22 protein-coding genes are annotated in these 26,431 nt (G+C 64.9%); 15 read left to right on the forward strand and 7 right to left on the reverse strand.

The annotated features are described in order from the left end of the window. Nucleotides 1-186 precede the first annotated feature (186 nt). The 3 genes from DEF76_RS09365 to DEF76_RS09375 are packed head-to-tail and all read left to right on the forward strand — an operon-like array spanning nucleotide 187 to nucleotide 3,085. On the forward strand, nucleotides 187-1,482 hold the full coding sequence (locus DEF76_RS09365; RefSeq protein WP_114913780.1) for a hemolysin family protein: 1,296 nt from the start codon (nucleotides 187-189) through the stop codon (nucleotides 1,480-1,482). Between the two features lie 12 nt (nucleotides 1,483-1,494). Then, nucleotides 1,495-2,163, forward strand: coding sequence for a tyrosine-protein phosphatase (locus DEF76_RS09370; RefSeq protein ID WP_114912111.1), 669 nt, complete (start codon nucleotides 1,495-1,497; stop codon nucleotides 2,161-2,163). 34 nt (nucleotides 2,164-2,197) lie between these two features. Beyond that, on the forward strand, nucleotides 2,198-3,085 hold the full coding sequence (locus DEF76_RS09375; protein ID WP_162800582.1) for a Kdo hydroxylase family protein: 888 nt from the start codon (nucleotides 2,198-2,200) through the stop codon (nucleotides 3,083-3,085). A gap of 141 nt (nucleotides 3,086-3,226) precedes the next feature. Here the strand turns inward: DEF76_RS09375 and DEF76_RS09380 are convergent, their stop codons facing one another. Continuing rightward, on the reverse strand, nucleotides 3,227-4,693 hold the full coding sequence (locus DEF76_RS09380; protein WP_114912113.1) for a M81 family metallopeptidase: 1,467 nt from the start codon (nucleotides 4,691-4,693) through the stop codon (nucleotides 3,227-3,229). Nucleotides 4,694-4,852: 159 nt separating this feature from the next. On the opposite strand from DEF76_RS09380, the gene DEF76_RS09385 reads away from it, so the two are divergent. From DEF76_RS09385 to DEF76_RS09425, 9 genes are all read left to right on the forward strand, one after another. Then, on the forward strand, nucleotides 4,853-6,973 hold the full coding sequence (locus DEF76_RS09385) for a hydantoinase/oxoprolinase family protein (RefSeq protein ID WP_114912114.1): 2,121 nt from the start codon (nucleotides 4,853-4,855) through the stop codon (nucleotides 6,971-6,973). Continuing rightward, nucleotides 6,970-8,706, forward strand: a complete 1,737-nt coding sequence (locus tag DEF76_RS09390) for a hydantoinase B/oxoprolinase family protein (RefSeq protein ID WP_114912115.1) — start codon at nucleotides 6,970-6,972, stop codon at nucleotides 8,704-8,706. Before DEF76_RS09385 ends, DEF76_RS09390 begins: the two co-directional genes overlap by 4 nt. Before the next feature lie 5 nt (nucleotides 8,707-8,711). Next, nucleotides 8,712-9,971, forward strand: coding sequence for an ABC transporter substrate-binding protein (locus DEF76_RS09395; protein WP_114913781.1), 1,260 nt, complete (start codon nucleotides 8,712-8,714; stop codon nucleotides 9,969-9,971). Nucleotides 9,972-9,996: 25 nt separating this feature from the next. After that, nucleotides 9,997-10,872, forward strand: coding sequence for a branched-chain amino acid ABC transporter permease (locus tag DEF76_RS09400; RefSeq protein ID WP_114912116.1), 876 nt, complete (start codon nucleotides 9,997-9,999; stop codon nucleotides 10,870-10,872). Continuing rightward, nucleotides 10,872-11,873 (forward strand): branched-chain amino acid ABC transporter permease, encoded by a 1,002-nt coding sequence (locus tag DEF76_RS09405; protein ID WP_114912117.1) that lies wholly within the window; start codon nucleotides 10,872-10,874, stop codon nucleotides 11,871-11,873. The genes DEF76_RS09400 and DEF76_RS09405 overlap by 1 nt, the downstream gene beginning before the upstream one ends. Further along, on the forward strand, nucleotides 11,866-12,594 hold the full coding sequence (locus tag DEF76_RS09410; RefSeq protein WP_114912118.1) for an ABC transporter ATP-binding protein: 729 nt from the start codon (nucleotides 11,866-11,868) through the stop codon (nucleotides 12,592-12,594). Before DEF76_RS09405 ends, DEF76_RS09410 begins: the two co-directional genes overlap by 8 nt. Next, the gene (locus DEF76_RS09415; protein WP_114912119.1) at nucleotides 12,584-13,300 is read left to right on the forward strand and encodes an ABC transporter ATP-binding protein; all 717 of its coding nucleotides are present in this window, start codon (nucleotides 12,584-12,586) and stop codon (nucleotides 13,298-13,300) included. The genes DEF76_RS09410 and DEF76_RS09415 overlap by 11 nt, the downstream gene beginning before the upstream one ends. A gap of 16 nt (nucleotides 13,301-13,316) precedes the next feature. Further along, nucleotides 13,317-14,126: a putative hydro-lyase gene (locus tag DEF76_RS09420; protein WP_114912120.1), complete on the forward strand. Its 810-nt coding sequence runs from the start codon at nucleotides 13,317-13,319 to the stop codon at nucleotides 14,124-14,126. Nucleotides 14,127-14,736: 610 nt separating this feature from the next. After that, a complete protein-coding gene (locus tag DEF76_RS09425) occupies nucleotides 14,737-15,282 on the forward strand; it encodes a hypothetical protein (RefSeq protein WP_240318963.1) in 546 nt (181 codons plus the stop codon). On the opposite strand, the gene DEF76_RS09430 is transcribed toward DEF76_RS09425, so the two are convergent. Next, nucleotides 15,272-15,556 carry a hypothetical protein gene (locus DEF76_RS09430; RefSeq protein ID WP_114912122.1) on the reverse strand — a complete coding sequence of 95 codons (285 nt, stop codon included), beginning with the start codon at nucleotides 15,554-15,556 and terminating at the stop codon, nucleotides 15,272-15,274. The two genes, DEF76_RS09425 and DEF76_RS09430, sit on opposite strands and share 11 nt — an antisense overlap. A gap of 63 nt (nucleotides 15,557-15,619) precedes the next feature. On the opposite strand from DEF76_RS09430, the gene DEF76_RS09435 reads away from it, so the two are divergent. From DEF76_RS09435 to DEF76_RS09445, 3 genes are all read left to right on the forward strand, one after another. Beyond that, a complete protein-coding gene (locus DEF76_RS09435; protein ID WP_114913782.1) occupies nucleotides 15,620-16,636 on the forward strand; it encodes an RluA family pseudouridine synthase in 1,017 nt (338 codons plus the stop codon). Nucleotides 16,637-16,926: 290 nt separating this feature from the next. Further along, the gene (gene rpoH, locus DEF76_RS09440; protein WP_114912123.1) at nucleotides 16,927-17,820 is read left to right on the forward strand and encodes an RNA polymerase sigma factor RpoH; all 894 of its coding nucleotides are present in this window, start codon (nucleotides 16,927-16,929) and stop codon (nucleotides 17,818-17,820) included. A gap of 215 nt (nucleotides 17,821-18,035) precedes the next feature. Further along, nucleotides 18,036-19,001: a PEP-CTERM sorting domain-containing protein gene (locus tag DEF76_RS09445; RefSeq protein WP_114912124.1), complete on the forward strand. Its 966-nt coding sequence runs from the start codon at nucleotides 18,036-18,038 to the stop codon at nucleotides 18,999-19,001. Between the two features lie 10 nt (nucleotides 19,002-19,011). Here the strand turns inward: DEF76_RS09445 and DEF76_RS09450 are convergent, their stop codons facing one another. The 5 genes from DEF76_RS09450 to DEF76_RS09470 all read right to left on the reverse strand — a co-directional run bounded on the left by DEF76_RS09450 (nucleotide 19,012) and on the right by DEF76_RS09470 (nucleotide 26,417). Then, nucleotides 19,012-19,737 carry a pyridoxine 5'-phosphate synthase gene (locus tag DEF76_RS09450; protein ID WP_114912125.1) on the reverse strand — a complete coding sequence of 242 codons (726 nt, stop codon included), beginning with the start codon at nucleotides 19,735-19,737 and terminating at the stop codon, nucleotides 19,012-19,014. Then, nucleotides 19,734-20,738 carry a 4-hydroxythreonine-4-phosphate dehydrogenase PdxA gene (gene pdxA / locus DEF76_RS09455; RefSeq protein ID WP_275895682.1) on the reverse strand — a complete coding sequence of 335 codons (1,005 nt, stop codon included), beginning with the start codon at nucleotides 20,736-20,738 and terminating at the stop codon, nucleotides 19,734-19,736. Before pdxA ends, DEF76_RS09450 begins: the two co-directional genes overlap by 4 nt. A 136-nt stretch (nucleotides 20,739-20,874) precedes the next feature. Beyond that, nucleotides 20,875-22,266 carry a dihydrolipoyl dehydrogenase gene (gene lpdA, locus DEF76_RS09460; RefSeq protein WP_114912126.1) on the reverse strand — a complete coding sequence of 464 codons (1,392 nt, stop codon included), beginning with the start codon at nucleotides 22,264-22,266 and terminating at the stop codon, nucleotides 20,875-20,877. Nucleotides 22,267-22,270: 4 nt separating this feature from the next. After that, the gene (gene odhB / locus DEF76_RS09465; protein ID WP_114913784.1) at nucleotides 22,271-23,518 is read right to left on the reverse strand and encodes a 2-oxoglutarate dehydrogenase complex dihydrolipoyllysine-residue succinyltransferase; all 1,248 of its coding nucleotides are present in this window, start codon (nucleotides 23,516-23,518) and stop codon (nucleotides 22,271-22,273) included. 34 nt (nucleotides 23,519-23,552) lie between these two features. Next, nucleotides 23,553-26,417, reverse strand: coding sequence for a 2-oxoglutarate dehydrogenase E1 component (locus DEF76_RS09470; protein ID WP_114912127.1), 2,865 nt, complete (start codon nucleotides 26,415-26,417; stop codon nucleotides 23,553-23,555). Nucleotides 26,418-26,431 lie beyond the last annotated feature (14 nt).

Below are 26,431 nucleotides of genomic sequence, written 5' to 3' on the forward strand. Positions count from 1 at the left end.
CCCCCCGCCACCGATCGACCCGTGATAACGCGACACGTGTTCACGCGCTGCTTCCTCCCGCCTCTTGCCGGCCAATCATGGCGCAGCCGTGGCGCACCATCAACCCGCGGCGGGTGCTCTCCCTTGGTTGCGCGCACGATGCGCCTATTTGACGGCGCGGAAGCGATCGCGCATCACCGGAGCAGCATGCGCGCGGCCATCGAAATCATCGTCATTCTGCTGCTGATCGGGCTCAACGGCCTGTTCGCGCTCTCCGAACTCGCCCTCGTTTCGGCGCGCCGCGCCCGCCTTGCGGTGCTGGAACGCAAGGGCGAGCCGCGCGCCGCCCTCGCCCGCGTCTTGGCGGAAGACCCGCAGCGTTTCCTGCCGACGATTCAGATCGGGATGACCTTGATCGGGATTGTCGCCGGCGTCGTCGGCGGCGCCCGGCTGGCGACGCGCCTCGCGCTGTGGCTCGCGCCGCTGCCGGTGATCGGCGCCTGGGCGAGTAGTCTCGCCTATATCGTGGTGGTGGTTGCGATTACCTATTTCACCTTGGTGTTCGGTGAGTTGGTGCCAAAGCAGCTGGCGCTGCGCTGGCCGGAGCGAACGGCGGTGCTTGTCGCCCGCCCGGTCGCCTTGCTCGCGCGCATCGGCGCCCCGGTTGTTTGGCTGCTCGGTCGCTCTTCGGCCCTGGTGCTGCGGCTTCTCGGCCAGACCCAGAAACGCGGCCCCGAGGTGACGGAGGAGGAATTGCGTGCCTTCCTGCTCGAAGGCACCAAGGCCGGCGTCTTGGAGACCGAGGAGCGCGACATGATCGAGCGCCTGCTGCGCCTTGCCGACAAGCCGGTCCGCGCGATCATGACGCCACGCACCGAAATCACCTGGATCGACCGCACCGATCCCCGCCGCGACATCATCGCGACCCTCAAAGCCTCGCCGCATTCGCGCTTCGTGGTCTGCGATGGCGCGGTGGATAATGTCGTCGGCATCGTCCAGACCAAGGACATTCTCGACCGCTTGCTCGATGGCGGCGAATTTTCGCTCGCAGCCAGCCTGCGCCAGCCGATGGTGATCCCCGACCGCGTCTCCGCCCTCGATGCCCTGGCGCGTCTCAAATCCGACCCGCTCGGGATCGCCGTGGTGATGGACGAATACGGCAGTTTCGAGGGGCTGGTGACCGCGACCGATCTTCTGGAGGCGATCGTCGGCGACCTCAACGAACCGCCGCCGGAGCCGGCGCAGCCCAACCAGCCCGAGACCGAGCGGGTTCTGGACGGCTTGATGCCGGTCGATGAGCTGAAATCGCAGCTCGACCTCCCGGCGCTGCCGGCGGAAGGCAGTTATCATACGCTCGCCGGGCTGATCCTCGCCCTGCTCCGCCGGGTGCCGCAAGCGGGCGACCGCATTGTCTTCGGCGGCTGGCGGTTCGAGGTATTGGCGATGGATGGGCGGCGCGTCGAGCGGGTGCGGGTCGGGCGCGATCCGGTGAGCGGGACATGAACGAGGTCTGGCATGGACACGTTCTTTCGCGGTGACCTCGCCGCGCCCGGTGGGCGGCGGCTCGCCTGGCTCGATAGCCTGCTCACCGATCACGCGGTGTTCCGGCTGGTGTGGAGCAATGCCGGCGTGGTGGTGCCGGGGCGGCTCTACCGCTCCAACCATCCGACGCCGGCGCGGCTCCGCGCCATGGCGCGACGCTGGCATCTCCGCACCGTGGTCAATCTCCGCGGCCCCTGCGGCAATGGCTCGGACGCCCTCTCGCGTGAGGCGGCGCAGCGGCTCGGCCTGCGCTTCATCGATGCGCCGATCGCCAGCCGCACGCCGGGGCGCGCCGATCTGCTCGGCCTGATCGAAACCTTGCAAACCATGGCCGAACCGGCGCTGATCCACTGCAAATCCGGCGCCGATCGCGCCGGCTTCGCCGCCGCCGTGTTCCTGATTTTGAACGGCGTTCCGGTTGCGCGGGCGATGGCGGCGCTTTCCTGGCGCTACGGACATTTCCGGACTTCCCGGGTCGGCATTCTCGATGCTTTGCTGCTGTCCTACGCGCGCGAGGCGGAGGGGCGGCTGTCATTTCCCGATTGGGTGCGAGACGGGTATGATGAAATGGCGCTGCGCCGGGATTTCGCGGCCCATGGCTTGGCGAGCTTTCTCGTCGATCGGGTATTGCGACGCGAATGATACGGATGGAAAAAATCTCTTCCGGAGGCGGATGATGCAGGCAATCGACGTGGTCGAGGAATTTCGCGGCCTCACTTGGGAAGGCCCCTTCGCGCCAGACACGATCGCGCGCGCCGGCGATGCGCTCGAGGCCGGCAAAGTCCTGTTTTTCCCCGATCTCGCCTTTCGTTTGCGCCCCGAGGAGGCGGGCTTTCTCGACGATAAAGTGTCCGATCACAGCCGCAAGAATGTGAGTTTCGACCCACTTACCGGCCAGATCGGGGCGACCACGCTCGCCGGCGTCGAGGAAAAAAAGCTCGCGGCGATGTTGGATCGCTTCGGCCGCCAGGCCCGTTCATTGCTGGTCGGCCTCATCCCCGCCTATGACATCGGTCTCGAGCGCGCCCGCACCAGCTTCCGCCCCGTCGAGATCGCCGGCCGCCCGACCTCGCCCCGCCACGATGATCGCCGGCTCCATGTCGATGCCTTCCCGAGCCGGCCGATGCGCGGCAAGCGCATCCTCCGCGTGTTTTCCAATATCGCGCCCGACGACACGCTGCGGCACTGGGAGGTGGGCGAGCCGTTCGCGGATTTCGCCAAGAAATTCCTCCCGCGTCTCCGCCGCCCGCTGCCGGGCGCCGCCTGGTTCATGGAGCGCATCGGCCTCACCAAAGGGCGGCGGAGCCCCTATGATTTCCTGATGCTCGGCCTACACGATCAAGGGAAGCTCGATCACACCTATCAGCGCGAGGCGCCGCGGATAAAACTCGCCTTCCCGCCGGGCTCGACCTGGATCGTCTATACCGATCAGGTGCTGCACGCCGCGATGTCCGGCCGCTTCGCCCTGGAACAAACTTTTCATCTCCCCAACGATCGCTTGCTTCACCCCGAACGCAGCCCGCTTCGGGTGCTGGAACGGCTCGCCGGCCGAGAATTGGTGTAGAGATCGTTTTGTTAATCTCCCACTGCTATACATGACAATTAGAGCCTGTCATCAATTTTAGGGTTTGATTTTTGGGGATGGCTATCGCGGTAAAGCATGGGCTCTCCCTGCGCGTCCAGCGCCCCGTCTATGTCAGCCCCATTATCCGCCCGTTGCGGGATTTTCGACGAACGGCCACTGATCGCGCGACGCTTTGCGATAGGGGAGGGCGGTGATAACGGGCGAAACCGCGCCTGGCGCTGCGACATAAAGAATGTCCCCGGCGATCGGGGCAAAAGCGGCATGGAAATGCTGCATCGATTTGACCACGAGGACGCGGCGCGCGCCGATATCGATGCCGGCGGCGGTGAAGCAGACCGGGCTGAAACATTGGGTGCGGATCGTGCTGCAGACGATGGCGATGGCGCCGACCGCGAACGCCGCGAGATCGCCGGCCGGCGCCATCGCGCCCCCGAACGGGATGGAGACGTCACGCGCGAGGCCGATGACGCGTGCCTCGAGATCGAGCGGCTGGCCCGAAAACCGCCCGAGTTTGCCGCCGAGCCGGAGGGCGAAAGCGGCGCCCACCCCAACCTCGAACGCCAGCCTGACCACCATCGGATCCCAAATCATGGCGATCGCGGCGTTCTCGACCCCGCGCGCGAGCATCGCCTCCAGCACAAACGTCGAATCGCTCGCAGCCCCCCCGCCAGCATTGTCGGCGACATCGGCGAGAACCAACGGGCGTGCCCCACGATAATGCGCGGCACGCTCCATGGCGTCATCGAGCGTCACATAAGGTGGGCTGATCGCCGCGCGGAGTGCGAAGAATTCCCGCCCGAGTTCGGCCGCGAGCCGCGCCGCCTTGTCCCGATCACCATCGGTGACAACGATGATCTTGCTCCCCATATCGGCGACATCGGCCCAGGGGAAGCCGTGCACGATCGAGACCGAAAGCACGCCGTCGTGCCCCTCGAGGGCGCTAGCACGATCGACGAAGCCGCGCATCGGCTGGCGTGTGGTATGAAAAACGCCGACCATGCGGCAATCGAACCAGCCGATCACCGGGCGCGTCTTTCCTTCTATGGCATCGGCGATGATCGTGAAGAGTTCGCGTGCGCGCTCGCCGACATCGGTATGCGGATATTCCTTGAACAAAACGAGCGCGGTCACGTTCTCGCATTTCGCGCGGCTGATATTGGCATGAAGATCGAACTCGGCGCCGATCGCAACGTCCGGCCCGACGATCGCGCGCACCCGCGCGAGCAGATCGCCCTCGGCATCGTCATAGCCTTCCGCGATCATCGCGCCATGCAGCGACAACAGCACCGCATCGACCGGCATCGCGGCCTTGAGATCGGCGAGGATCTCATCGCGAAACGCCTCATAGACCGTGCGCACCGTGGGGCCGGCGGGCTGGGCGAAGGCGCAGAGACTCTCGATCACCCGCCAACCCCGCGCCGCCGCCATCTCGCGCCAGGCGACGAGGGGAACGGCATAAAGCGGTGCCGCCTCGCCATAATTCGCGCGGCGGTAGAGGCAGGTTTCCTCGAACATCCGGAGCCCCGTCGGCAGCGCCGAAAAACTGTTGGTCTCGGTGCCGAGCATGGCGGTAAACAGGGTTTTCATGAATTTCCTTCCGGGACCGATCACGCGATGGCGAGCGTCCGCTCTTCGCTGCGACGAAATTGTCATGTTTGACGCGGCATGGCGAGAGGCGAAGACGATGATTTGACAGTTCCGCGAAACTCTTCATGCTGCGGTGCGACAGGGGAAAAAGGGCTTGGGATGCGGGATCGGACAGCTCCGGCGGAAAAAGGCGGGCAGATCAGGTTGGCGGTCGATATCGGCGGCACCTTCACCGATGTCGTGCTGGAAAGCGCTGGCCGCCGCTATACCACGAAGCTTCTGACGACGCCCGCAGCCCCCGAGTGCGGTGTTCTCGATGGCATGCAGCGAATTTTAGCAGATGCCGATATCGCGCCGGCTGAGGTCGCGCTCGTCGTGCATGGTACCACGCTCGCAACCAACGCCATCATCGAGCGCAAGGGCGCGCGCACCGCCTTCATCACCACAGAGGGCTTTCGCGATGTTCTCGCGATGCGCAACGAAAGCCGCTACGATCAATACGATCTCAATATCGAGCTGCCTGAGCCTTTGGTGCCGCGCCATTTGCGCTTCACCGTGCCCGAACGGCTCGATCGCGCCGGGCGGGTGTTGCGCCCGCTCGATGAGGAGGCCGTGTGCGCGCTCGCGCCGACGCTGACGCGCGCGAAGATCGAGAGCATCGCGATCGGGTTTCTGCATGGTTTCGTCAACCCCGCGCATGAGCGGCGCGCGGCCTCGCTGCTCGCGTCATTGCTTCCCGGCATTCCGCTCTCGCTCGCGGCCGAGGTCGCGCCGGAAATGCGCGAATGGGAGCGGTTTTCGACCACCGTCGCCAATGCCTATGTCCAGCCCGCGATCGCGCGCTATCTCCGCCGGCTGGAGGCCGGGATGCGCGAAGTCGGGTTCACCGCGCCGGTTTATCTCATGCAGTCCGGCGGCCGCTTGACGACGATCGAGACCGCCTGCCGGTTTCCGATCCGCCTCGTTGAAAGCGGCCCGGCCGGCGGCGCCATTTTCGCCGCCGCCATCGCGCGTGAGGCCGGGCTCGATCGCGTGCTCTCCTTCGACATGGGCGGCACCACGGCGAAGGTCTGCCTTGTCGATGACCATCGCGCCCATGAAGCGCGTGGCTTCGAGGTCGCGCGGGTCGGGCGGTTTCGCAAGGGATCGGGTCTGCCGCTCAGGATTCCGGTGATCGAGATGGTCGAGATCGGCGCCGGTGGCGGCAGCGAGGCGCGCATCGACAGCCTTGGCCGCCTTGCCGTCGGGCCTGAGAGCGCTGGCGCCGATCCCGGCCCCGCCTGCTATGGGCGCGGCGGCACCCGGCCGACGGTGACCGACGCCAATCTCGAACTCGGCCGCTATGATCCGGCTCTCTTTGCCGGCGGCCGCTTGCCGCTCGATGCGAACGCCGCGCGGACTGCTTTGATGCGGGCGGTTGGCGCGCCGCTTGGCCTCTCGAGCGCGATGGCCGCGGTCGGTGTCATCGAAATCGTCGACGAGGCGATGGCCAACGCCGCCCGCGTGCACGCCATCGAAGCCGCGACCGCGCTCGAAGGCCGCACTCTGATCGCGTTCGGCGGCGGCGGGCCGGTGCACGCGACGCGGATCGCAGAGAAGCTCGGCATCGATCAGGTGCTCGTGCCCTCGGGCGCCGGGGTTGGCAGTGCGATCGGGTTTCTCCGCGCCGCGATCGGTTTTGAGGCGGTGCGCAGCCTCTATCAGCGTCTCGCGAGCCTCGATATCGCCGCCGTCAACGCGCTTTTCGCGGAGATGGCGCATGAGGCGCGCGACGTGGTGGCCCCAGCGAGCTTCGGGGCCGCGATCCGCGAGACACGGATGGCGAGCATGCGCTATGTCGGCCAGGGGCATGAAATTTCCATCCCCCTCCCGGTGCGTGATCTCGAGCCCGAGGATCGCGCGGCGATCAAGCGCGACTATGAGGCCGCCTATGCGCGGTTTTACAATCGTCCCGTGCCGGGCTCGGAGATTGAGGTGCTGAGCTATTTCCTGGTCCAGGAAACCATTCTCCCCGAGCCCGCGCCGCCGCCGCCACATCCGATGATACGCGCGGTGCGGAGCGCCGAGCGGCGGAAAGTGCGCGATGGCGCGACCGGCATCGAAGCCGATTGGGCGATTTATGCGCGCGATGCGCTCTCGCCCGGCGATCGCATCCTTGGTCCCGCGATCATCGCCGAAGCCGAAACCTCGACATTGCTCGGCGCTGCCTGGCGCGGCGATGTCACCGCGCAAGGCTGGCTCATGCTGACGCGCGAGAGAGAAGGGGATGAAAGCCGATGAACGCTGCGCCGGAACTCGCGAAAATTCGCCACCAGGTGATGTGGAACCGCCTGATCGCGGTGGTGGAAGAACAGGCGCAGGTGATGATTCGCACCGCTTTCAGCACCACGGTGCGCGAGGCCGGCGATCTTTCCGCTGGCGTCTTCGATCTCGAGGGCCGCATGCTGGCCCAGGCGGTGACCGGAACGCCCGGCCATGTCAACGCGATGAGCGAAAGCGTTGGCCATTTCCTAAAAAAATTCCCCGCCCACACGATGCGCGAGGGTGATCACTACATCACCAATGATCCCTGGCTCGGCACCGGGCATTTGCATGACCTGACGGTGGTGACGCCGGTTTTTCATCGCGGGACGATGATCGGCCTGCTCGCCAACACCGCCCATGTGATCGATATCGGCGGCCTCGGCATGGGGCCTGATGGGCGCTCGGTGTTCGAGGAAGGGCTCTATATCCCGATCCTCCGCTGTTTCGAGGCCGGGCGGCCGAACGAGACGTTTTTCGAATTCCTGCGCGCCGGTAGCCGGCTTCCGGTTGAGCTCGAGGGCGATGTCTATTCGCTCTCGGCCTGCAACGACACCGCGGCGCGCAGGCTTGGCGAAATGCTCGATGAATTCGGGATCGATAGCCTCGCCGGGCTCGCCGAGTTCATTTTCGCAAGCAGTCTCCGCGCGACCGAGGCGGCAATCGCCGAGATCCCACCTGGGATTTACCACTCGAGCATCCATTCGGATGGCTATGACGCGCCGATCACCTTGAGGGCCGCGATGACGGTCGGCGAGAACGATATCCGCGTTGATTTCGACGGTACATCGCCGGCCGCGGCGCGCGGGATCAATGTTCCGGCGGCTTATTGCCGCGCCTATGCGTCGTTTGGCATCAAGGTGGTGGTGGCGCCGGAGGTTCCGAACAACTGGGCGAGTTTGCAGCCGTTTCGTATGAAGATTCCCGAGGGCTGCATCCTCGATGCGCGACATCCGGCGCCGGTTTCGGTCCGCCATGTCATCGGCCAGCTCCTCCCCGATCTGATGATGGGGTGCCTTCATCAGGCGGTGCCTGACCGGGTCGCGGCGGAGGGTTCGTCCTGCCTCTGGAACCCGCCGTTGCGCGGCGGCGCGGGGGTGTCCTCGCGGCGCGAGGGCAACCGTATGCCGCCGGATTTCGAAATCATCACCTTCAATTCCGGCGGCACCGGCGCGCGCCGACAGCGCGACGGGCTCGACGCCACCGCATTCCCCTCTGGCGTGCGGACGATGCCGGTGGAAGCGACCGAGAACGTCGCCCCGATCGTCATCTGGCGCAAGGAATTGCGGCCGGGCTCGGGCGGCGCCGGGCGGACGCGCGGCGGGCTTGGCCAGATCATGGAAATCGCTGCCCTTGACGACATGGAATTCGCCTGCAACGCGATTTTTGATCGCATTCAGCATCCGCCGCGCGGGCGGGATGGCGGGCATGAGGGCGCCGCCGGCTATGTCGGGCTCAAATCCGGGGCGCCGCTGCGCGCCAAGGGATTTCAGATTATTCCCGATGGCGACAGGCTGATTTTAAAACTCCCCGGCGGCGGCGGCATGGGCCCGCCCGATGCGCGTGCGCCGGAGGCGGTGGCGCGCGATGTCCGCGACGGCGTGGTGAGCGAGGATGAGGCGCGCGTCGTCTATCGTGTCGCCCTCACCGCCGCGGGTGCTGTCGATGACAGCGCGACCCGTGATTTGCGCAGGAACAACCGGAAGGAGTGATCGAGATGACCGGCGTCACACGACGACATTTATTCGCGGGAACCGCGGCGATCGGGCTCGGCGCCGGATTTGCGCGCGCCGTGCGGGCGGCGGACGAGATCACGATCGGCGCCGTCTTTCCCCTGAGCGGCAATGCCGCGGCGATCGGCCAGGACGCCAAGCACGCCCTCGAAACCATGGCCGCTATCATCAACGGCGATCACGATATTCCGATGCTGCTCGGGAAAGGCGGCGGCCTTGCCGGGCTGGGCGGCGCCAAGGTCAAGTTGCTTTTCGCCGACAGCCAGAACAACCCGCAAATCGCCCGCAGCGCCGCCGAACGCTTCATCACCGAAGACCACGTGGTCGCGGTGATCGGGAGTTACACCAGCGCGACCGCGGTCACCATCAGCCAGATCTGCAACCGCTATCAAATTCCCTATATCTCCGCCGACAATTCTTCGCCAAGCCTCAACAAGCAGGGTCTCGACTGGTTTTTTCGCCCCTCGCCGACTGATATCGATTTCACCAAGGCGATGTTCGACTGTTTCGCGGCGTTCGGTGAAAAGACCGGCGAGAAGGTGAAAACGGTTGCGATCATTCACGAAAACTCGGTGTTCGGCAGCGACAGCGCGAAGCTCCAAGTGAGCATGGCCGAGGCCGCCGGGATCAAGGTGCTCGCCAATATTTCCTATCAGGCCAACATCCCCTCCCTCTCGGTCGAGGCCGAGCGACTGCGCGCCGCCGATGCCGATGTTTTGATGCCGTCGTCTTACACCAGCGATGCGATCCTGCTCGTCCGCGCGATGCATGATGTCGGCTATACGCCGCGCGCGATCATGGCCCAGGATGCCGGTTTCATCGATCCCGCTTTCATCGCCGCGGTCGGCACGCTTGCCGAGGGCGTGATGAGCCGTTCGGCGTTCGCGATCGATGCCGTGACGCAACGCCCGGCGATTCCGGCGGTCAACGCGCTTTTCAAAGCGAGCGGCGCGAACAAGGATCTCAATGATCTGACGGCGCGCGAACTGACCGCGCTGCAGGTTCTCGCCGATGCGCTCAACCGCGCGAAATCGACCAATAACATGGCACTGCGCGAGGCGCTGCGCGCGACCGACATCCCGGGTGATCAGACGATTATGCCGTGGGCGGGTGTCAAGTTCGATGCAACCGGGCAAAACATCAAAAGCAATCCGGTGATTTTGCAGCAACAAAAAGGCGAGTGGCGGGCGGTGTTTCCGTTCGAGATCGCGACCGCGCCGCCGATCTGGCATATCGCGCGGTGACGCGCGTGCTCCGGCTTGCCGCGCCATGACTGGCGCCCTGATCGCTCAGGTGGCGCTTGGCGGCCTGCTGATGGGGCTGGTCTACGCCGTCGTTGCCGCCGGGCTCACGCTGATCTTCGGCCTGATGGACGTGGTCAATTTCGCCCATGGCGCCCTGCTCATGGTCGCGATGTATGCAACCTTGCTCATCCATCGCGCGACCGGCCTTGACCCGCTTTTGCAACTGCCATTGGTCGCCTTGCTGTTGTTCATCGCCGGGGTTGCGATTTATCGTGGCCTGATCGCGCGCACTCTTGCGGTCCGCGTCAATGCCGGGATGGTGCAGATTTTCGTGACCTTCGGGCTTTCGATCTTTCTTGTCGGCGCCGCGGAGTTTCTGTTCGGCAGTGATTTTCAAAGCATCAATAAAACTCTTCTCGGCGGCCGGACATTTGCGTTGAACGGGATCATCCTGCCGCTGCCGCTGGTGGTGAGCGGGATCGTCGCGCTTCTGGTCTTTCTCGCCCTCGCATTGCTGTCGCGCACCGAATTCGGCCGGGCGCTGGAGGCGACGCGCGAGGATCATGAAGCGGTCGCGCTGATCGGTATCGATCGCGACCGGGTGTTTGGGATCGGCTGGGGGATCGGGACGGCGAGCGTCGGCATCGCCGGTGTCATGCTGGCGAACTTCTATTATATCGCCCCTGATGTCGGCACCAATTTCGCGCTCATCGCCTATATCACCGTCGCACTCGGCGGCTTCGGCTCGATGTTCGGGGCCCTGGTTGCCGGCCTGATCATCGGGCTCACCGAAGCGCTCACCGCGCTTTTCATCGATCCCGCCTTAAAGCAGATCGGGATTTTCGTGATCTATCTCGCGGTTCTGATGGTCCGGCCACGCGGCCTGTTCGGGCGCCTCTGATGGCGGGCGCGGTGAGGGGAACGCTCGTGGCGCGGCGTCGGCGCGAGCTTTGGCTCGGCATCGTTGTCCTCGTCGTGCTGGCCGCGCTGCCGTTTGGTGTTGGCAATGCTTATCTGCGCGGGTTGATCGTGCTCACATTGCTCTATGCCGGCCTGTCACAGGCATGGAACATCCTCGGCGGCTATTGCGGGCAAATTTCCCTCGGCCATGCGCTCTATTTCGGGATCGGCGCCTATACCTCGACGCTGCTTTTCACCCGGCTCGGGATTTCGCCGCTCCTTGGCATGTTCGCGGGGGGCGGCCTTGCCGGGTTCGCGGCCTTTCTGGTCGGCCTGCCGTGTTTTCGCTTGAGCGGCCATTATTACGCGATCGCGACCCTGGTCATCGGCATGATGGCGGCATTGCTCGCGGCGAATTGGGATTTCATCAATGCCGCGCAAGGGATCACCATTCCCTTTCACGGCGAAAGCTGGGCCAACCTTGCCTTCCGCACCGCGATCCTGCCATTTCATTATGTCATGCTCGCCTACGCCGCGCTGATCTGGTTTGTCGCCTGGCTGATCGAGGGCTCGCGCTGGGGGTTTTCCTGGCGCGCGGTGAAGGATGATGTCGCGGCGGCGCGCAGCCTCGGCGTCAGCATCTATCCGAGCAAGCTTGCCGCGGCGGCGATCAGCGGGGCGGCGACCGGCATCGGCGGCGCGCTCTATGCGCAGTATATTGGCTTCATCGATCCTGACAGCACGCTCGATCTCTCGCTTTCGGTGCTGATCGCGCTGCCCGCCGTGGTCGGTGGCATCGGCACGCTCTGGGGGCCGCTTCTGGGTGCTGCGGTGCTGATCCCGGTGCAGCAGCTTTCTGTCGCCTGGCTCGGGAGTGCCGCCGGCGGCATCGATCTCATGGTCTATGGCGCGCTGATCATGGCGTTGGCGCTTGCCCGCCCGGAGGGGCTGGTCAGTTTCTTCCACATCCGCGCGTCGCGGGGCGCAACCGGGCATGGGTGAGCCGCTCCTCGAAATCCGTGGCATCAGCAAATCCTTTGGCAGCGTCGCCGCCAATGTCGATATCGGCTTCGCTGTCGCGGCTGGCGAAATTCTCGGCCTCATCGGCCCGAACGGCGCCGGCAAAAGCAGCCTGTTCAACATCATCGCCGGTGAGATCGCCCCCGATCGCGGCGAAATCAGGTTCGCGGGACAGGAGATCGCCGGCATTGGCGCGGTTGCCTGCGCCCGGCTCGGGATTGGGCGGACGTTTCAGGTGGTGCGCAGCTTCGATTCGATGACCGTTCTGGAAAACGTCATGGTCGGCGCGTTCCTGCGTGCGCGCAGAAGCGCCGCGGCGATGGCGAGGGCAGGGGAGGTGATCGAATTTTGTGGCCTCACCACGCGGCGTGATGTGCCCGCGCATAGCCTCTCGCCGCCGGAGAAGCGCCGCCTCGAGATTGCCCGCGCGCTCGCAACCCGGCCACGGCTTTTGCTGCTCGATGAAATGCTCACCGGCCTCACGCCGACCGAGGCGCAGGCCGGCATGCGGCTGGTGCGCGATATCCGCGCGCAAGGCATAACCATCATCATGGTCGAGCATGTGATGGAGGTGTTGCTGCCGCTGATCGATCGCGCGGTCGTGCTCAATCTCGGGCGAAAATTGCTCGAAGGGGCACCGGCCGAGATCGTCCGCCATCCGGAGGTGATTCGCGCCTATCTCGGAGACCGCTATGGCGGATGAGCGGCCCTTGCTCGAAACCCGCCACTTGTCCGCGCATTATCGTGGCCTTGCCGCGCTGCATGGCGTCGATCTCGCGATCGCGCCGGGCGAGATCGTCGCCGTGGTCGGGGCCAACGGCGCCGGGAAAAGCACGCTGCTTCGCGCCATCGCCGGCCAGGTCGCGACCGCGGGGGAGATCTTGTTCGACGGAAAACCGATCGCACGTCTGGCGCCGCATCGGATCAGCCGCCTCGGCGTCGCGCTGGTGCCCGAGGGGAGGCGGCTCTTTCCGCGCCTTGCGGTCGAGGACAATCTCCGCCTCGGCGCCTATGCGCGGCGCGGGCCAGAGCGTTTTCGCCCGCTCGATCTCGTCTTCGCGCTTTTTCCGCGTCTGCGCGAGCGGCTTCGTCAGCGCGCCGAGACGCTGTCGGGCGGCGAGCAGCAGATGCTCGCGATTGGGCGCGCCTTGATGACGGCGCCGCGCCTGCTGATGCTCGATGAACCCTCCCAAGGCATCATGCCGCGCCTCGTCGATGATATTTTCGCGGCGATCGCGCGGATCAGGGCCAGCGGCGTCACCATCCTGATCGTCGAACAGCGGCTTGTCGAGACGTTGGCGATCGCTGATCGTGCCTATGTCATGCAGACCGGCCGCATCGTTCTCGCGGGCGCCGCCGCCGAGATTGCCGGCAATGCGGAGGTGCGGCGCGCCTATCTCGGCATGTAGTCAGGAGGGACTGGCCATGGATTTCGCAACCGATCGCAGCGATCGCGCCACACTCAAAACCGGGCGGGAGGCACGTCTCGCGTGCCGGGCCGGATTCTCAGGCGCGACCGCGGGGCTCGCGCTTGGCTTTGCCCAGGCCAATCTCGTGGTTCTTCCCGCCGACCTCGCGAACGATTTTCTGCGGTTCTGCCAGCGCAACCCGAAACCCTGCCCGCTGCTCGGGGTTTCGGAGCCGGGGGCGGTCGATTTGCCTGGCCTTGCCGAGGATCTCGATTTGCGCACCGATCTTCCCGGCTATCGCGTCTGGCGGGACGGCGAACTCATCGCCGAACCGATGGAGGTGCGCGAGGTCTGGCGCGATGACCTCGTCGCTTTCGCGATCGGCTGTTCTTACACGTTCGAGGCGGCTTTGCTCGCGGAGGGGATGACGCTCCGCCACGCCGCGGCGGGGACCGAGGTGCCGATGTATCGCACCAATATCGATTGCGTCCCCGCCGGGCCGCTCCAGGGCAAGATGGTGGTCTCGATGCGGCCGTTCCGCCCGGCCGACGCAATCCGCGCGGTGCAGATCACCTCGCGCTTTCCCTTCGTGCATGGCGCCCCCGTGCATCTTGGTCTTCCGCAGATGATCGGGATCGAGGATCTCGCCCGGCCGGATTATGGCGCGCCGGTCACGGTGATGGCCGATGAAGTGCCGGTGTTTTGGGCTTGTGGGGTTACGCCGCAAGCGGTGATCGCGGCGATGCGGCCGCCTTTCGCGATCACCCACCAGCCCGGCCGGATGCTGGTGCTTGATCTGCCGGATTACCGCTGCGCAGTGTTGTAGAAAACCAAATCCCCGACGACCGAGACAAGCCTTTTATAAGCCCGCTTTATAAGCTCCTTTGGGGGGCGGCGCTGAGCCGGGCCGTTCGCGTCCTTTGCTGCCTGTCGGGCGTCAGGGTCATGCAGGGACGCGACTCGTCCTGAATGCAAATTTCACAAATCAGACTCGTGCGTTTTGCATGGCGCTTTGTGGATAAAATTATCCACAGGGTGTTAGTAAGTAATCTGAAGAAAGACCGCCAACAGATTCCAAAGACTCGCGTTCCCCTCGAAGGAAAGCAACCTCGACGCCGAGCAACGTCAACAATATCTTTCTTAATTCACGCTCAGATCTTCATCGCCGGCCACAACTCAGCTTCACCATGGCGAGTGAATCGCATGCATTAACTACCTGTGGTTAAATTAATCCTTTTAACTTCTCCTTTTTGGCGATATAAGCTGCTTTCTTAGCAATCTCTGGCAGTGCTCTGGTGGGGGAGAAGATTTTAATGCACGAGTATCGTTCACTTGATGCGCTGGTTCGGGCGCGTTTGCAGAAATGGCCGCAGCGGCCGCCGGGGCTGGCGCCGCGCGCACAAGGGGCAGACACCTGGCTGCGCGGCAGACCAGACGTGAAAACCGGAACTTGCAACCCTTTCCTGAAATTCCCTGGCAGCGATCGGCTGCGAACCCTGCCCGATGGGCTATGGCTCAATTTCGGCGGCACGCCTGTGGAGCCTTATGTGGATATTTTTGCCATCGAGGCCTGCGGATCGCTGCAAAACCTGCTCGACAAACGCTCGCGCTTCGCCCCGAGCACGCAATCGCTGCTTGCGGTGTGTCCGGTGCCATGGCTGCTCGCCCCGGTCAGCAGCAACGAGGAAACGCCGCGTTGGCAGGCGATCGGGTTGCTCCGCCGCGAGCCGGTGACACCGCTGGTTCTGCCGGTGCGCGATCTGCGCGTCCTCTACGGGCTGAAAAACCGGCATTATCAGGGGTTTGCCGCGAGCCAGATCCCCCACCCGCACGAATATTTCGTGCCGATGGACGCTCTGACCGACGAAAACAGTGCCGATAACCCGGCCTTGCGCGCTATCGTCGGGCGCGCCTCGGCGACGGCGAATTTTTTCGACCAACCCTGTCCGGCGCCGCGCGCGGCGGAAACCCTCAGCGGTTGACGCCGATCCTCGCGCGCACCCGCGCATGCGCGAGATCGACCACGACCACCCGGTCCGGTCCGCCACCATGAAGGAGGAGGGCCACCTGATCCGGCCCCTCGCTCGCAATCGCGGCGATTTCGCTCGCCGGCGGCTCGTCGAGCCGGATCGCGACCTCCGCCCCGGTCATGCTCGGCGGGCCAGCCAGCCGTTTCGCGATCAGCACCGCGAGCGTCGCCGTCCCGACGATGATCAGGACCGCCATGATGATGGTGATCGCCTTTAGTGTCCGCATGATTGCCGCCTATGCGCCATCGGCATCTGCGCGCGCGCGCCCGAACCGGCTATGCTCTGTGTCATGCTACCGTCCTTACCCCAGCCCGCTGCCGAGGGCGAGACCGAGAACGACTCCTTGACCATCCTCGCCCCGCCCGACGCCGCCGGGCAGCGCGTCGATCGGTTTCTCGCCGCGTCGTTCCCGGCGCTCTCGCGCGCGCGCATTCAGGCGCTGATCGCGGCGGGCGCGGCGCGGCGCGGCGATGTCGTGTTCACCGATGCCGCAGCACCAGTCCGCGCCGGCGAGCGCTACACCCTCGCCCCGCCGCCGGCCGCCGCGGCTCGGCCGGCGGCGCAGGCGATTGCCTTCCCGGTCCTGTTCGAAGACGAGGATTTGCTGGTTCTCGACAAGCCGGCGGGTTTGGTCGTTCACCCGGCGCCGGGAAATCGCGACGGCACCCTGGTCAACGCCCTCCTCGCCCATTGCGGCGACGATTTCGCCGGCATCGGCGACGAAAAACGCCCCGGGATCGTCCATCGCCTCGACAAGGATACCTCCGGCGTGATGGTGGTCGCGAAGACCGCATGGATGATGGCGCGACTCGGGGAAATTTTCGCAACACGCAGGCTGGAACGCACCTATCTCGCGCTCGCCTGGGGCCTTCCCAGCCCGGCCGCGGGCAGTATCGAGGGCGCGATCGGGCGCGACCCGCGCGATCGCAAGCGCATGGCGGTGCGGGCTTCCGGTGGCAAGCCGGCGCTCACCCATTATCGCCTCAGGGAGAGTTGGTTCGGCGCCGTCTCGCTGCTCGAATGTCGCTTGGCGACGGGACGGACGCATCAGATCAGGGTGCATCTTTCGGCCAACGGCCACCCGCTGATCGGCGATCCGCTCTATCTCCGCCGCGTGCCCGCTGCGGCAAAAGCCGTGCCGGCGGCGATCAGGGCGCGCCTGCTCGATTTCCCCCGGCAAGCGCTGCACGCCGCCGAGCTTGGCTTCATCCACCCGAGAAGCGGCGCCAAACTGGCGTTTTCAGCCCCGCCGCCGGCCGATTTCCAGGCCCTCCTCGGATTACTGGCAGGGCCGCGGAATTCTTAATTCCTATTCATCATGTCGGGTTTTCCTTGACCGGACCGCTTTGGTCCAGTATGAGATTCGGCAACGAATGCGCCCCTCTTCTCGCGTCCCGGTTGATCTGAGTCTCTCGTCCGGCCTGATACCTCGCCGGACCTCAGAGCGGGATGGAGCCGGGTTTTCCTCACCCGGCGACATAACCGGCCGGAAATTGCGACAGATCAAGACGCATCAGATCGCATCACGCTAATATGTCGGGCGTTGGGGGCCGTTCCTTGCAACCGCTCCCGCCCGGACGAAAGGAGCCTATTGCCATGGCCTCTGCCGTCGCCAATCTTGCCCCGGAGGGCAATCTTTCGCGGTATCTCCAGGAGATCCGCAAATTCCCGATGCTTTCCGCGGAAGAAGAGCTGGAGCTCGCGCATCGCTGGCGCGACCAGGGAGACACCGAAGCGGCGCATAAGCTGGTGACTTCGCATCTCCGCCTCGTCGCCAAGATCGCCATGGGCTATCGCGGCTATGGCTTGCCGATGGGCGAGCTGATCAGCGAGGGCAATGTCGGCATGATGCAGGCGGTCAAGCGCTTCGACCCGGATCGCGGCTTCCGCCTCGCGACCTATGCGATGTGGTGGATTCGCGCGGCCATCCAGGAATACATCCTGCATAGCTGGTCACTGGTCAAAATGGGCACGACCGCGGCGCAGAAGAAGCTGTTTTTCAATCTCCGCCGGCTCAAGGGCCAGATGCAGGCGATCGAGGACGGCGATCTCCAGCCCGAGCAGGTCGCCAAGATCGCCCATGCGCTCGATGTGCCGGAGCAGGATGTGGTCAACATGAACCGCCGCCTGACGGCGCCCGATCACAGCCTGAATGCGCCTCTCCGCAGCGATAGCGAGGGCGAATGGCAAGATTGGCTGGTCGATGACAGTGAGAACCAGGAAACCGTCATCGCCGAGCAGGAGGAGGTCTCGGGCCGCAAGGCGCTGCTCGGCGCGGCGCTGAAAACCCTCAATGACCGCGAGCGCCACATCCTCATCGAGCGGCGGCTGCGCGACAATCCGACGACGCTCGAGGATCTCTCGCAGCAATACAATATCTCGCGCGAACGGGTGCGCCAGATCGAGGTGCGCGCCTTCGAGAAGCTGCAAAAGGCGATGAAGGCGGAAATCGCCAAACGCCGTGGCATGCCACCGGAAGGCCATGCTTGATAGTGTCGAGTCATCTCGTGTTCGATCGGGCGGCCCTGCGGGGCCGTCTTTTTTTGGACAATGCCAGTGCTGCGAAACGAAAAGGTCAGTGACACTCATATAATTTCGATATTGCATCATTCATGCGTTTTTGATAAATTGACATTCGTTAACGAACGCCGCCGTGCCGCATCCGCCCCACCGCCGTCTTCATCTTTTATGCCGTGGAGGAACACATGCCGCGCCGCACCCGCTTTTCGCCGCTCGCCAGCACCGCTCTCGCGACCGCTTTCGTACTCGCCGGCAGCGTCCTCGGCGCCCGTCCGGCGCTCGCCTACCCCTCCGAATTCTTCAACGAATTCGATATGTCGCCGAGCACCGGCAACCCCACTGATTTCGAAATCACCTTCGCCGGCGCGCCTTCGATCCCGGTACAGAACGCCAATGATTCGGCCACCGATCCGTTTGCCAACGGCAACGATTTGGCGCCCGGCGGGTCGACGGCCAATGCGTCAGTGACCACGTCCTATAATCCGGTTACGAACCAGACCACCGTCACCTATTCCGGAAGCCCGCTCAAAGCCGGCACGCATATGCATTTCGGCCTCAATGACGGCCCGCCGCCCTCGCCCTATCCGCCGAACAATCTCAGCGTCGTGAGCAAAACCTGGACCTATTCTTCCAGTAGCGGGATATCCCCGGTGCTCATGCCGGCCGCCAATATCGATCTCATCCAGCCGCACCCGATCGCCGGCAACGCGACCGAGTTCCTGGTGATCTATCTCGAAGCCGGCTTTGCCAGCGGCGGGCCGTTCTACGGCTCCTGGTTCGAAGTGCCGTTCGTCGCCGGCCCGACCACGACGATCGCCTGGAACGCCGCCGAAGGCGTCCTCGAAGTCGATGGTTTGGATGAGTCAACCGGCGGCGCCGATGTCTCCATCAGCAACACCGAAGGGCAGCCGCTCGAATTGCAGAGTTACGGCTATTTTATGTCACCAGGGGAAATTCCCCTCGACCAACTCAATGTCACTGATTTTCCGCCGCCCGGGAGCGCCGGTTCGCCGTTCACTGCCTTCAATGGCCCGGCAACGCTCGCTTCCGGGGAATATTCCGGCAATATCCCCGAGCCGGCGAGCCTCGGCCTGCTCGCCGCCGGGCTGCTCGGTCTCGCCGGCGCGCGGCGCCGCGCCCGCCGGCCCTGACCCGGCGCGGCTAACCCGAGGCGGCGCGCGCGCGATCCATGCGCGCGCGCATCTCGGTAACCACGGCGGCGATGCCATCGAAAATCGCCTGGCCGATCAAGAAATGGCCGATATTCAGTTCCCGCACCTGCGGCAGAGCGGCGACCGGGGTGACATTGTCGTAAGTCAGACCGTGCCCGGCATGGCATTCGAGGCCGAGTTCGGCGGTCAATGCCGCGGCCTCGCACAGGCGCGCGAGTTCGCCGGCGCGGCCCTCGGCATAGGCGCCGGTATGCAGCTCGACCACCGGCGCGCCGATCGCCGCCGCTGCGCGAAGCTGCGCCGGATCGGGATCGATGAACAGCGAGACCCGGATCCCCGCCGCCACCAGTGACGCGACCACCGGCGCCAGGGCGGCGCGTTGTCCCGCGACATCGAGCCCGCCTTCGGTGGTGACTTCCTGCCGGCGCTCGGGCACCAGGCAGACGGCGTGCGGGCAAAGCGCGCGGGCGATCGCCACCATCTCCGCCGTCGCTGCCATTTCCATGTTGAGGGGCGCTGCGATCTCGGCGCGGAGGCGCTCCATATCGGCGTCGCGCATATGCCGCCGATCCTCGCGCAGATGCGCGGTAATGCCATCCGCCCCGGCGCGAAGGGCCGCTTTGGCGAGCGCCACCGGATCGGGATGGGCGCCGCCGCGCGCATTCCGAACGGTCGCGACATGATCGATATTGACCCCTAGCCTGAGCGTCGTCATCGGTTCCTCATCCGGTTGGCCCTGAGCGTGGCGGCAAGGCGCAGGGCGGCGATCAGGCTCGCGGGATCGGCGCGGCCCTGTCCCGCGATATCGAACGCCGTGCCGTGATCGGGCGAGGTGCGGATGATCGAAAGCCCGAGCGTCACGTTCACGCCGCCATCCATGTCCAGCGTTTTCAAAGGGATCAGCGCCTGGTCATGATACATGCAGAGCGCCGCATCATAGCCGGCGCGGGCGCGGGCAGTGAATAGGGTATCGGGCGGCAGCGGGCCGAAAGCGTCGATCCCGGCAGCGCGGAGCGCCGTGATCGCCGGCACGATCAGTGTTTCCTCCTCATCGCCCATCGCGCCGCCTTCCCCGGCATGCGGGTTGAGGCCAGCGACGGCCAGGCGCGGGGAGGGGAGGGCGAAATCCTCGCGCAAGGCCGCCGCAGTGATGCGCCCCGCGGTTTCGATCGCCGCCGTCGTCAGGCTCAGGAGGGCGGCCCGGAGCGCGAGATGCACGGTGACCGGAACGACGCGCAGCAGCGGCGAGGCGAGCATCATGATCGGCGTCGCGGCCCCGGTGAGGGCCGCGAGAAATTCGGTATGGCCGGGATGGGGAAAACCGGCGGCATACAGCACCGATTTGCTGATCGGGTTGGTGACCAATGCCGCCGCCCGCCCGGCCAGCGTGAGCGCGACCGCGCGCTCGATCGCCGCAATCACGCGCGGCGCATTGGCCGGGTCAGGCTTACCGGGCCGCACCGGGGCGGCGAGTGCGAGGGGGAGGATCGGCAGCGCATCTGCGAAAACGGCAAGCGCCTCCTCAGGTTCGGCGATCGCGCGGGTCGGCACCTCGGAGCCGGAAAACAGCGCCGGATCAGCGAGGACAAAGAACGCCGGCCCCTCGGCATGGAGCGCGCGCCAGGCGCCGACGGTGATCTCCGGCCCAATCCCCGCCGGATCGCCCATGGTCAGGGCGAGGGGGAGAATTTGTTCTTTTTTGAAAAAAAGAACCAAAAAACTTTCATCCGTTGGGCAGTGCCGTAGGCACTGCCCTTTCCGAGGAAAATAGCCGCGCCGAGAAAACGGAGAAAAAGTCTTTTTGCTTCTTTTTCTTCAGAAAAAGAAGTTCTTTCCTTTTCTTCATGGCCATTCAGATATGCAGCGCGCGGCCGGCGACCGCGAGCGCGGCCTCTTTGACCGCTTCGCTCAGGCTCGGGTGGGCGTGCGAGGTGCGCGCGACATCTTCGGCGCTGGCGCCGAACTCGATCGCGGTGACCAGTTCGGCGATCAGGGTGCCGGCATCGGGGCCGATGATATGGGCGCCGAGCAGGCGATCGGTTTTTTCGTCGGCCAGCAATTTGACGAACCCCTCGGTTTCGCCCATGGCGCGGGCGCGGCCATTCGCGGTGAAGGGGAATTTGCCGACGCGATACGCGGTGCCCGCCTCGCGCAATGCCTCTTCGGTCGCGCCGACGCAGGCCGCTTCGGGCCAAGTATAGACGACACCGGGAATGGCGCCGTAATTAACGTGTCCCGCCTGGCCGGCGAGGATTTCGGCGAGCGCGACACCTTCTTCCTCCGCCTTGTGCGCGAGCATCGGCCCGGCGATTACATCGCCGATGGCGTAAATGCCGGCAACCGAGGTCGCGTAGTGCTCATCGGTCTTGATGCGCCCGCGCTCATCGCGCGCAACGCCGATCTCCGCCAGGCCAAGCCCCTCGACATAAGGCCGGCGGCCGATCGCAAGCAGCACGATATCGGCGCTGATTTCCTCGGCCTTGCCCCCCTTGGCGGGCTCGAGGCTCAAGATCACGGTTTTTTTCTCGACCCGCGCGCCGGTGACCTTGGTCTGGAGGCGGAATTTCATGCCTTGTTTGGCGAGGATGCGCTCGAACGCCTTGGAAATCTCGCCATCCATGGTTGGCACCAGCCGGTCGAGGAATTCGATCACCGTCACCTCGGCGCCGAGACGCCGCCAGACGCTGCCGAGTTCGAGCCCGATATAACCGCCGCCGATGACAACGAGGTGCTTCGGAACCGCATCCAACGCCAAGCCGCCGGTCGAGGTGACGATGCGCGTCTCATCGACCTCGACGCCAGGGAGCGGCACGCTTTCGCTACCCGTGGCGATGACGATGTGCTTGGCTGCGTATTCCGTACCGTCCACCGCGACAACGCCGGGGCGGGCGATCCGCGCCGCACCCTTGAGCCAGGTGACCTTGTTCTTCTTGAAGAGGAATTCGACGCCTTTGACATTGGCGCTCACCACCTCCTCTTTCCGCGCCTGCATACGCGCGAGATCGAGCGCAATCCCCTTGACCATCACGCCATGATCAGCGAGCGCGGATTGGGCGGCATGAAAATTCTCTGATGATTGCAGCAACGCTTTCGAAGGGATGCAGCCGATATTGAGGCAGGTGCCGCCCAAGGTCGCGCGCTTCTCGACACAGGCGACTTTGAGCCCAAGTTGTGCCGCGCGCAGCGCGCAGACATAGCCACCAGGGCCGGCGCCGATGACGATGACGTCAAATGTTTCGCTCATGATCTCAAAGATCCAAAAGCAGGCGGCGCGGATCCTCGATGCTTTCCTTGATCCGCACCAGGAACGAGACCGCCTCCTTGCCGTCGACGATGCGATGATCGTAGGACACGGCGAGATACATCATCGGGCGGATCTCGATCTTGCCGGCGATCGCGACCGGCCGTTCCTGGATCTTGTGCATCCCAAGAATCGCCGATTGCGGCGGATTGAGGATCGGCGTCGACATCAGCGACCCATAGACGCCGCCGTTGGTGATGCTGAAACTGCCGCCGGTGAGTTCTTCGAGCTTGAGGGTGCCGGCATGGGCACGCTTCCCGAAATCGGCAATGGTTTTCTCGATCTCGGCAAAACCCATGCGATCGGCGTTGCGGATCACCGGCACGACGAGACCGTTCGGGCCGCCGACCGCGATCCCCATATGCACGTAATGCTTGTAGATGATGTCGTCGCCGTCGATCTCGGCGTTGACGGCGGGAAATTCCTGCAGAGCGACGATGGCGGCGCGGACGAAGAAGGACATGAAACCGAGCCGCGCGCCCTGGTGCTTCTTCTCGAACGCGTCACGGTATTCGTTGCGCAATGCGATCACCGCCGAGAGATCGACCTCGTTGAAGGTGGTGAGCATGGCGGCGTTGTTTTGCGCATCCTTCAGGCGCTGCGCGATGGTGCGACGAAGGCGCGTCATGCGCACGCGCTCCTCGCCGGCTTCGAGTTCGCGCGGCGCCTTTGCCGCGGGGGCTGCTTTCGGTGCCGCCGCGCCGTTTTCGAGGAAAGCGAGCACGTCCCCCTTGGTGATGCGCCCGCCCTTGCCGGCGCCGGCGCCGATCTGCGCGGCGGTCACCTTGTTTTCGGCCATCAATTTCGCGGCCGCCGGCAGCGCTGCGTGCGTCGCCGCGGCCTGCGCTGGCGGCGGTGCAGCCGCCGGGCGCGCAACCGGGCCCGAGGGGCGCGGCGGCGGATTGACGCCGCCGCTCGGGTTCGCCGCCGGACGTTCCTCCGGCTTCGCCTTGCCGCCGCCTTCGGTCAAGGTCGCGAGCACCGCGCCGACCTCGACCTCGTCCCCCTCGGCGACGGCGATCGCGGTAAGCACACCGGCCGAAGGCGCGTTCACCTCGACCGTCACCTTGTCGGTTTCGAGTTCCGCCAGCGGCTCGTCCGCCGCGACGGCGTCGCCTTCGTGCTTGAGCCAGCGCGCCAGGGTCGCGGTGGTGATGCTTTCGCCAAGCTGCGGCACCTTGATTTCCGTCGGCATCGCCATTCCTCGTCCTGACTTCGTTTTCCGCTGATTAGGCTTTTGCGAGCGCCTTGTCGACCAGCGCCGCCTGTTGTGCCGCGTGCACTTTGGCAAGGCCAGTCGCCGGGCTCGCCGCTTCGTCGCGCCCGACATAGCGCGGCCGTTTCGCCTTCCCTTTGATGTCCTCGAGCACGCATTCGATGCGCCGATCGACGAAGCACCAGGCCCCCATATTCATCGGCTCTTCCTGGCACCAGACGATTTCCGCGCGGCGATAAGGCGCGAGCAGCTTCGGAAGCGTGAGTTTCGGAAAAGGATAGAGCTGTTCGAGCCGGAGAATGGCGATATCCTCGATTCCGCGTTCCCGCCGCGCCGCCAAGAGATCATAATAGACCTTGCCGCTGCAAAGCACCACGCGGCGCACCTCGTCGGGCTTGGCGATCGGATCGATCTCGCCAATCACGGTCTGGAACTGGCTCCCCGCACTCATATCAGCGAGCGAGGAGACCGCGAGCTTGTGCCGGAGCAGCGATTTCGGCGTCATCAACACCAGCGGCTTGCGGAAATTGCGCTTGAGCTGGCGGCGCAGCGCATGAAAGTAATTCGCCGGTGTCGTCAGATTGCACACCGCCATGTTGCGCTCGGCGCAGAGCTGCAAATAGCGCTCCAGCCGCGCCGAGGAATGCTCCGGCCCCTGGCCTTCATAGCCGTGGGGCAAAAGCAAGACGAGGCCCGACATGCGCAGCCATTTCATTTCCCCCGGCGCGAGGAACTGATCGATGATCACCTGCGCACCATTGGCGAAATCACCAAACTGCGCTTCCCACAAAACCAGGGTGTGCGGATCGGCAACCGAATAGCCATATTCGAAGCCGAGCACCCCGGCTTCCGAGAGCAGCGAGTTATAGATCTCGATTTTCGCCTGCCCGTCATCGGGCGCGATGTTGTTGAGCGGCACATATTCGTGCTGATTGGTCTGATCGATCAGCACCGCATGGCGCTGGCTGAAGGTGCCGCGCTGGCAATCCTCGCCCGAGAGACGAACGCGATGCCCTTCCAGCAGCAGGCTGCCGAAGGCGAGCGCCTCGCCGGTTGCCCAGTCGATCCCGTCACCGCTTTCGATCATTTCGCGCTTGGCCTCGAGTTGGCGCGCGATCTTAGGGTTGACGTCGAACCCCTCCGGCACGTGGGCGAGCGCGTGGCCGATGGTCTTCAACGTGTCGCGATCGACCGCGGTTGCTTCCTCCGCCCATTCCTCGCGTTCGTCGGCCTGTTTGAGGCCGGACCAATGGCCTTCGAGCCAATCGGCCTTGTTGGGCTTGAAGGATTGCGCTGCCGCCTGTGCCGCTTCGAGTTCGGCGGTGAAAGCATCGGCCATCGCCGCCGCCTCTTTCGCGGTGATTACGCCGGCCTGCACCAAGCGTTCGGCATAGAGGGTGCGAGTGGTTTTCTGGGCGCGGATGGCTTTGTACATCAGCGGCTGGGTGAAGGCCGGCTCATCGGTCTCATTGTGGCCATGGCGGCGGTAACAGACGATGTCGATCACGATGTCGGCCGCGAACGCCATGCGGAACTCGGCGGCAAGGCGAGCGCAATAGACCACCGCTTCGGGATCATCGCCATTGACGTGGAGGATCGGCGCCTGCACCGATTTCGCGACATCGGTGCAATAGAGCCCGGAATAAGCGTGCGCCGGAACCGTGGTGAAGCCGATTTGGTTGTTGACGACGACATGCACGGTGCCGCCAGTGCGATAGCCGATCAGTTGGCTCATCGCCAGGGTCTCGTAAACCAGGCCTTGGCCGGCGAAGGCGGCATCGCCATGGACGAGAATACCCATCACCGAACGCCGGCGGAGGGTATCGCCGGCCATGTCCTGGCGCGCCCGCACCTTGCCCACCACCACCGGATCGACCGCTTCGAGATGGGAGGGATTGGGTTGCAGCGAGAGATGCACCGACCGCCCGGCGATCTCGAGATCGGTCGAGGTGCCGAGATGATATTTGACGTCGCCCGAGCCCTGCACGTCATCGGGATTGGCGCCATTGCCGCCGAACTCGCTGAACACCGCCGTGAAGGGCTTTTTCACCACATTGACGAGGGTGTTGAGGCGGCCGCGATGCGGCATGCCGATGACGATCTCGTTCGCCCCCTGCTCGGCGGCGGTGGTAATGATGGTGTGCAGCGCCGGAATCGTCACCTCGCCGCCCTCGAGGCCGAAGCGCTTGGTGCCGACATATTTCTTCTGGCAGAAAGTCTCGAACCCCTCCGCCTCGGTGAGTTCACGCAAAACCTGAACGCGCGCCTCGGGCGCGAGGCCGTCGCGCCAGGGCGCGCCCTCGATCCGGCGCTGGATCCAGGATTTCTGATCCGGATCCTGGATATGCATGAACTCGACCCCGATCGGGCCGCAATAGGTCTCGCGCAGGATGGTGACGATTTCGCGGATGGTCGCGGTTTCGCGGCCGAGCACGTAATCGATGAAAATCGGCCGGTCGTAATCGGCTTCGGTGAAGCCATAGCTCGCCGGGTCGAGTTCGGGATGAGGCTTGGGCACGTGCAGGCCGAGCGGGTCGAGCTGTGCTTCGAGATGGCCACGCACGCGATAGGCGCGGATCATCATCAGGGCGCGGAGACTGTCTTCCGCGGTCTTGCGAATCTCCGCCGCACTCGCGCCAGGGGAGGAGGAGGACGGCGCAGGCGCCTCGCCATCGCCGGCATCACAATGGCGCGGCGCCCAGGAAGCGCCCATCGCGTCGGTCAGAACCGCCCGCGCCTCATCGTTCAGGGAGGCGAAAAGCTCCGCGAAACTGGGATCGACCGCCCCCGGATCCGCCACCCATTTGGCGTAGAGATCGGCGATGAAACTTGCATTCGCGCCATTAAACGCACTGGCGAGAAGATCGACGCCTGCCATGTGATTGTCCCTGC

Source organism: Acidibrevibacterium fodinaquatile, assembly GCF_003352165.1.
Taxonomy (GTDB): domain Bacteria; phylum Pseudomonadota; class Alphaproteobacteria; order Acetobacterales; family Acetobacteraceae; genus Acidibrevibacterium; species Acidibrevibacterium fodinaquatile.

Coding starts and splice junctions, on each gene's coding strand:
- DEF76_RS09375 (WP_162800582.1), top strand. CDS start 2,198: ATGCAGGCAATCGACGTGGTCGAGGAATTTCGCGGCCTCACTTGGGAA.
- DEF76_RS09380 (WP_114912113.1), bottom strand. CDS start 4,693: ATGAAAACCCTGTTTACCGCCATGCTCGGCACCGAGACCAACAGTTTT.
- DEF76_RS09410 (WP_114912118.1), top strand. CDS start 11,866: ATGGGTGAGCCGCTCCTCGAAATCCGTGGCATCAGCAAATCCTTTGGC.
- DEF76_RS09470 (WP_114912127.1), bottom strand. CDS start 26,417: ATGGCAGGCGTCGATCTTCTCGCCAGTGCGTTTAATGGCGCGAATGCA.
- DEF76_RS09395 (WP_114913781.1), top strand. CDS start 8,712: ATGACCGGCGTCACACGACGACATTTATTCGCGGGAACCGCGGCGATC.
- DEF76_RS09415 (WP_114912119.1), top strand. CDS start 12,584: ATGGCGGATGAGCGGCCCTTGCTCGAAACCCGCCACTTGTCCGCGCAT.
- DEF76_RS09385 (WP_114912114.1), top strand. CDS start 4,853: ATGCGGGATCGGACAGCTCCGGCGGAAAAAGGCGGGCAGATCAGGTTG.
- DEF76_RS09370 (WP_114912111.1), top strand. CDS start 1,495: ATGGACACGTTCTTTCGCGGTGACCTCGCCGCGCCCGGTGGGCGGCGG.
- DEF76_RS09390 (WP_114912115.1), top strand. CDS start 6,970: ATGAACGCTGCGCCGGAACTCGCGAAAATTCGCCACCAGGTGATGTGG.
- DEF76_RS09420 (WP_114912120.1), top strand. CDS start 13,317: ATGGATTTCGCAACCGATCGCAGCGATCGCGCCACACTCAAAACCGGG.
- DEF76_RS09430 (WP_114912122.1), bottom strand. CDS start 15,556: ATGCGGACACTAAAGGCGATCACCATCATCATGGCGGTCCTGATCATC.
- DEF76_RS09400 (WP_114912116.1), top strand. CDS start 9,997: ATGACTGGCGCCCTGATCGCTCAGGTGGCGCTTGGCGGCCTGCTGATG.
- DEF76_RS09450 (WP_114912125.1), bottom strand. CDS start 19,737: ATGACGACGCTCAGGCTAGGGGTCAATATCGATCATGTCGCGACCGTT.
- lpdA (WP_114912126.1), bottom strand. CDS start 22,266: ATGAGCGAAACATTTGACGTCATCGTCATCGGCGCCGGCCCTGGTGGC.
- DEF76_RS09405 (WP_114912117.1), top strand. CDS start 10,872: ATGGCGGGCGCGGTGAGGGGAACGCTCGTGGCGCGGCGTCGGCGCGAG.
- DEF76_RS09365 (WP_114913780.1), top strand. CDS start 187: ATGCGCGCGGCCATCGAAATCATCGTCATTCTGCTGCTGATCGGGCTC.
- DEF76_RS09435 (WP_114913782.1), top strand. CDS start 15,620: ATGCTACCGTCCTTACCCCAGCCCGCTGCCGAGGGCGAGACCGAGAAC.
- rpoH (WP_114912123.1), top strand. CDS start 16,927: ATGGCCTCTGCCGTCGCCAATCTTGCCCCGGAGGGCAATCTTTCGCGG.
- DEF76_RS09445 (WP_114912124.1), top strand. CDS start 18,036: ATGCCGCGCCGCACCCGCTTTTCGCCGCTCGCCAGCACCGCTCTCGCG.
- odhB (WP_114913784.1), bottom strand. CDS start 23,518: ATGCCGACGGAAATCAAGGTGCCGCAGCTTGGCGAAAGCATCACCACC.